This is a genomic window from Paraburkholderia sp. (assembly GCF_035656215.1).
GTDB lineage: Bacteria > Pseudomonadota > Gammaproteobacteria > Burkholderiales > Burkholderiaceae > Paraburkholderia.
Map to the genome: position 1 here is coordinate 1 of NZ_DASRSY010000074.1, position 5,610 is coordinate 5,610.

Below are 5,610 nucleotides of genomic sequence, written 5' to 3' on the forward strand. Positions count from 1 at the left end.
GCCCGTCCACAGATAGATGCGATTGGGCGCGGTATCTGCGTTCACTGAGCAGAAGTACGAATCGCACACGGTGAATGCTTCGGCGAGCGCGTAGTGGTACGAAAGATCCTGGCGCTTCAGATAGCCCATCGTCAACACGTCCTGCTTCTGGTTGACCCATTGATCCCATTTCCCGCCGTTCCACGCGAGGTGGCCGCTGCTCCAGCCGTGATCGGTGCCTGGCTGGAATTCGCTCGTCCGCGCCGGATCGAGATAAAAAGGCATCACGTACGGCGCGGCTGGATCGAGGCCGCGCGCGTTGTAGCGCTGCGTTTGCACCGTAGCGGGCGGCTGTTGCCACACGGGTGCGCCGTTGGGCAGCAGATGCGGACGCGGGTCATTGAAACCGCGCACACCGCGCATGCCACCGAAATAGTGGTCAAACGAGCGGTTTTCCTGCATGAAGATCACGACGTGCTCGACATCGTTGATCGTGCCGGTGCGCGATGCCGCGGGCATGGCGAGCGCCTTGCGGATAGCCGGAGGAAAGCCTGCATAAGTGGCAAGCGCACCGGCCGACGTCGCGGCAAGGCGCAGGAAATCGCGTCTGTTTTTAGAGGACATGAGAAGCCTGGTGATGTGGGAAGAGGCGATGCAGGGCCCGATTCACGGGTCAGTTGGCGGCGCTCGCGCCAGAATCCGGCGCCCAATGCACGACGGGCGTGCCGGACGACGACTCCTGTGCATTTGCGTCAGAAGCGGGCGTCTGGCGGTTAGCGGCAGGCGCGGCCGACGAACCGCTGCTGCTGCCGTCCCCGCAGGCCGCCAGCGCGACCGTGAGGAGCAATGCCGCGCAGAGCGCAGCCGATCTGAGTCTGTGCATGGTTGAATGGTCCAGTCGTTTAGAACACCCCTATTAGTACTTGCCGCACGTGTCGCGGACTTGACCAGTTCCCCAAGCTTTCCTGGGCAGCTACCCAAGCTTCCTGGGGTAAAGGCGGCAGCGCAAACCTTTGCGGTCGCCGAGATAGCGACCGTTTCACACGTTCGACATAACGCGCCGTTAACCTGAGAGGTTGTGAAAATGAAGGAGACGGAGTTTGTACGATCAGTTGAAGGCATTCCACGCGACCGTGCAACAGGGCAGCATCACGCGCGCAGCGAGGCATCTCGGCGTGAGTCAGCCGACCATCGCGGCACAGATCAAACAACTCGAACAGACCTACGGCGCGGAGTTGTTCTATCGCAGTGGACGCAGGCTTGAAGTGACCGAGACAGGCGTCAAGCTATTGCCGGTGATCGAGAAAATGATCGATCTTGAAGCGCAAGCCGGGACGGCGCTGCGTAATGCAGGCGGCTTGTTCGAAGGTCATTTGCGGCTCGGGGCAACCGGGCCGTACTACATCATGGATGCGATTGGCCGCTTTTCCGAGGCCTATCCGACAATTGAGTTGACCTGCCGGATCGGCAATTCGGAAGAAATGCTCAATGCGCTACACGAATTCCGCATCGATCTTGCGGTGTCCTCGCAACTCAACGCTGCGAAAGAATTGGCGCGGCATGTGATTTCAACGGATCCACTGGTGCTGGTCGTCCACCGCACGCATGCGCTGGCGCGCTTCACCGAGATCGACGCGTCGATGCTGGGCGAGGTGCGACTGCTGATGCGGGAAGATGGTTCGGTGACACGTCAGCGCACTGAAGAGATCGTTGCAGCCGCGGGGGTCGCGCCACCGCGAGTCGCGGAGATCGGCAGCCGGGAGGCCATTCGGGAAGCGATCCTGCGTGGGATCGGCGGCAGCCTGTTTCCGCTCGGTGAGGTCGAAAAGCATCCCGATCTGTGCGTCCTTAGCTTGCGCGGCGTACGCACGACGATCGATGAATACATCTATTACCTGAAAGAACGCGGGCAGAGTCCCGCGATTGCCGCTTTTCTTGCGTGCATCGCACGAGATAGCAGCGTTTGATTTCGTACGGACGGCTGCATTGGGAGCCGGACTCTCGATGCCTCGAATTCAACTGAGGTTGGCTTCGCAATCCGCCCACAGCCGCAGTGGATCGCGATGGCCAGGATGCTGCTTGTCCAGCCATGTCGAAAGCCTGGTCCAATCGGGGTGGTTTGTCCCGGTCTGAGCTGACCAGATCGACGACCGCTCAAGAATGTTTCCGTTCTCGCGATCACGCACAACCAGGCTGCCGAGACCGCTCGAACTGTTCGCCTGCGATTCGACCCTATACCGCGGCAGAAGTCTCAATTCAGCATCCTCTGCCCAGCCGTACACGGCTCGGACCACGCCGGTCGCGTCCCGCAATTCCACTGCACCGCTCGAAGGTCGAATGGCCGCCCAGCCCTCAGGAAATTCTGCGACAACCTCATTGCCGCTTTCCCTGACCCATTTCATACGCCATGCCTTCTCCATCGCCTCGCGCACGTGCGGCACCGACTTATATCCTGGAGGCAACTCGATCGCTGTCGGCAAGGTGACGAGATTATCTTTCCACAGCGAGGCCTCGCCACGATCACGTCGAACGACTGGCTCAGATACTTTCTCTCCGAACGGGTTATCAGGCCGGCTCGTGAGACGAGTGCCGCTTTGCTGCAGGTCGGGGAAAAGATTGTCCGCATCCCGACGCGTCATTTTTGATTTTCCGTTTTTCATGGGTTGCTCCGCTGAAAGGCACTCTCAAGAACGATCAATTTACATTAATCGTGAGCTTGAGGTATCGCTTTCACCGGGCGACACGCAACGCGTATTGCTCAAGCCACGCGGCAAAGCCCTGACAAATCTCGTCATTCGCGCGGCACGCCGCTGCCGAAGCCTCGAAGAATGCAAAGAACGGATGGAACATATCGTCGAACCGGTACACCCGCACGGGAACGCCGGCAGCGCCAAGACGCGCCGCGTAGGCGAGTCCTTCCTCGCAAAGCGGGTCGTGCCCGGCAACGGCGATCACCGCGGGCGGTAGCCCCGCAAAATCCGCAGCATGTAACGGTGATGGCGGAAACATCCCCGCCTGCGCCGAGTTTGACCCCATGTAAAGCCGCGAAATATCGCGCAGATCCGACGGCGACAGCATCGGGAAGTCGCCCCGTTTCGCTTCGATCCGCGAGGTGTCTCGAGCCAGATCGACACCGGGCACCACGAGTAGTTGTGCCGCGAGACGCTCCCCCCGATCGCGCAGCGTCAGAGCAGTCGAAGCAGCGAGGTTGCCGCCGGCACTCTCCCCCGCCACCGCAATACGCGACGCGTCTCCCCCCAACGCCACGACGTTGCGGATTGCCCATAGCGTGGCCGTCAACGCGTCGTCATGGGCGGCAGGAAACGGATGTTCCGGCGCCAGCCGGTACTCGACAGAGACAACGACCGCGTTCATGTCCCGACATAGCTTGCGCGCGATGTCGTCCATCAGCTCGACGCTGCCGAGCACGAATCCGCCACCGTGGAAGAACACCACCGTCGCCAACCCAGGTTGTGCATCTTGCGGACGATAAACGCGCACCGGCACATGGGCGCCGTCGAACCCGGCGAGCGCGTCTTCGACCACGCCGACGACGGGCAACGGAGACCGTTCACGCGCCGCCATGATGGCGCGCCGCATCCGCTCGCGAGCTTGCTCAGGCGTGCCGGAAAACGGCGGTGGCGTGTTAGCAGCACGCATGGCCGACACAATGGCGGCCAGCTCAGGATCGAGCGGCAAAGGCAACGCGGCGTCTCTCATTGCAGTCCGAGAATGTACTGTTGGGAGGCCAGCGCGCGCTGCCGTAGCGCGTCGAGGTCGACATCCAGCATGTGACCATGCCGTTTCACAGCCCGTCCCGCGACAAAAACGGTGTCCACGTTGCCCGGATGGGCAGCCAGCACAACGGCGCCCACCGCGTCGGAAACCGGCGTGAGATTAAGGTCGTCACAGCGGATCATGATGATGTCGGCCTGTTTGCCCGGCGTGAGCGAGCCGACTTTGTGATCGAGACCGTTCGCGCGCGCACCCGCGACTGTGGCGAATTCGAGCACGTCGCGCATTGACAGCGTGGGCGGCGCGTTCGGAACGCTCGAATGGTTGCCGCCCATCCACGAGCGGTAATAGGCAAACGCATGCCGCATCTGCGTGAACATGTCGCCTGAGCATTTCGTTTCGGTGTCGCCGCTCAGGCTGGGCCGGATGCCAACCGCGAGCAATCGATCCAGCGGAATGTCGCCGATGCCCTGCGCATTCAATTCGCAGTGCACGCCGAGCGAAGCGCTGACGCCGGCATCGGCCATCATCGCAATCTCGTCCGCGCCGCAGAAGCAGCAATGCACGAACGTCAGATCGTCGCCCAATACGCTCGCGTCATGCATCTGTGTAATGGCCTTCACAGACGCGTTGCGCACATATGCGCCCATGTGGATGGTCGAACGGATGTCGAGTTCGCGCGCCAGTCGCAAATCAGCAAGCCAGACGTCGCGACGCGCCATTTCGGGGCCGCGCGCCGCCATCGCCAGCGTGAGCAGTTGATCGTCTGACGAGAAGAACCGCTCGCGCAGGCGCCGGATGTCATCGGGGTGGCCGCGCTGGCTGTCGAACATCCACGAAGCACCGTCGACCAGCGGCCAGCCGTGGGCAAACACGCCACGAATATTTGCGTCCCGCAGGCCCAGAACAGCCGCGTCTGAATGTTCCGGCGTGTTCTGCACATGCGACCAGTCGAGCATCGTGGTGATACCGCCGTCCAGCGCGGAAACGGCGCCGAGCATCGTACCGATGTAGACATCCTCGGGCCGGAACGCAGCGCCTTTGGCGCCCAGCATCTCGGCGAAATAAATCTGCGGATCGATATCCGCATAGCGATGGCGCACGCAGGTTTGCCATGTATGGCGATGCGTATCGACAAACCCAGGCAGCACGATCATGCCGCCCGCGTCGACATGCTCCGCATCAGGTGCGTCGATGTGAGGCTCGACGGCAATGATGTCTGTCCCTTCGACGAGGAGGTCACCTTTACGCAGGTCGCCGATAGCCGCATCCATACTCAGGATCCAGCCACCTGTCAGCAGAATTCGTCGCTCGTTCATGATGTCACCGTTTGAGCCATTTGCCGATTTGCGCTTCGGCTTCGCCGGCACGCGCCACCTCCGTGCTCGCCCACGCCACGTATCCATCCGGACGAACCAGGAGTGCTTTCACGCCGTCCATCGAAGCAGGGATATGCGCGGCGCGCGCCTGCAACACGGTGACGGGCAGCCCGGACACATCAAGTGTCCCGAACTGGCGGCTGAATCCTTCGATATCCAGCAATACGAAGTGCCGGCTTCGCAAAGTCTCCGTCACCGCGACGGAACGTCCGTCAAGCAGCACGAGATCGAAATCGGGACAACGCAGGCCCGTCAACGGATGGCAATCCGCATCGCGCGGATAAGGCGCTTCCAGACCGCAGAGTTCCAGCACCAGTTTGCGTTGCACATCGGGCAACGGAACGATGTGCTCCTGCATGCGACGCTTGAGCGCCACCGCCTCCGGTTCGAAGTTGAACTGCAGCACGCACTGCGCCTTCACGCTGTCGAGCAGCGCATGCATGACGGGAAGACGTTCCGTGTCGTAAGTGTCAAGCGTTGCCACATCCGCGACGCCGTTGATGACATTGGCGAGTTT

The 5,610-nt window shown here is 61.5% G+C and carries 6 protein-coding genes and 1 pseudogene; 1 reads left to right on the forward strand and 6 read right to left on the reverse strand.

Translation table 11 applies throughout. The annotated features are described in order from the left end of the window. Together VFE81_RS04150 and VFE81_RS04155 are read right to left on the reverse strand one after the other, a co-directional pair. The coding region (locus tag VFE81_RS04150; protein ID WP_325043380.1) for an alkaline phosphatase family protein at window positions 1-603 on the reverse strand (603 nt) is incomplete at its 3' end. A 49-nt stretch (window positions 604-652) separates the two neighbouring features. Continuing rightward, entirely contained in the window at window positions 653-862 is a 210-nt protein-coding gene (locus VFE81_RS04155) for a hypothetical protein (protein ID WP_325043381.1), read from the reverse strand. Window positions 863-1,079: 217 nt separating this feature from the next. On the opposite strand from VFE81_RS04155, the gene VFE81_RS04160 reads away from it, so the two are divergent. After that, window positions 1,080-1,946 (forward strand): LysR family transcriptional regulator, encoded by an 867-nt coding sequence (locus VFE81_RS04160; protein WP_325043382.1) that lies wholly within the window; start codon window positions 1,080-1,082, stop codon window positions 1,944-1,946. Window positions 1,947-1,994: 48 nt separating this feature from the next. Here VFE81_RS04160 and VFE81_RS04165 read toward each other — a convergent pair whose 3' ends face one another. From VFE81_RS04165 to VFE81_RS04180, 4 genes and pseudogenes are all read right to left on the reverse strand, one after another. Then, a complete protein-coding gene (locus VFE81_RS04165) occupies window positions 1,995-2,639 on the reverse strand; it encodes a hypothetical protein (RefSeq protein ID WP_325043383.1) in 645 nt (214 codons plus the stop codon). A gap of 70 nt (window positions 2,640-2,709) precedes the next feature. Continuing rightward, window positions 2,710-3,699, reverse strand: a complete 990-nt coding sequence (locus VFE81_RS04170; protein ID WP_325043384.1) for an alpha/beta hydrolase — start codon at window positions 3,697-3,699, stop codon at window positions 2,710-2,712. Next, a complete protein-coding gene (locus VFE81_RS04175) occupies window positions 3,696-5,033 on the reverse strand; it encodes an amidohydrolase family protein (protein ID WP_325043385.1) in 1,338 nt (445 codons plus the stop codon). Before VFE81_RS04175 ends, VFE81_RS04170 begins: the two co-directional genes overlap by 4 nt. A 4-nt stretch (window positions 5,034-5,037) precedes the next feature. Next, window positions 5,038-5,610, reverse strand: a pseudogene (locus VFE81_RS04180) (monooxygenase); the annotation flags it as partial.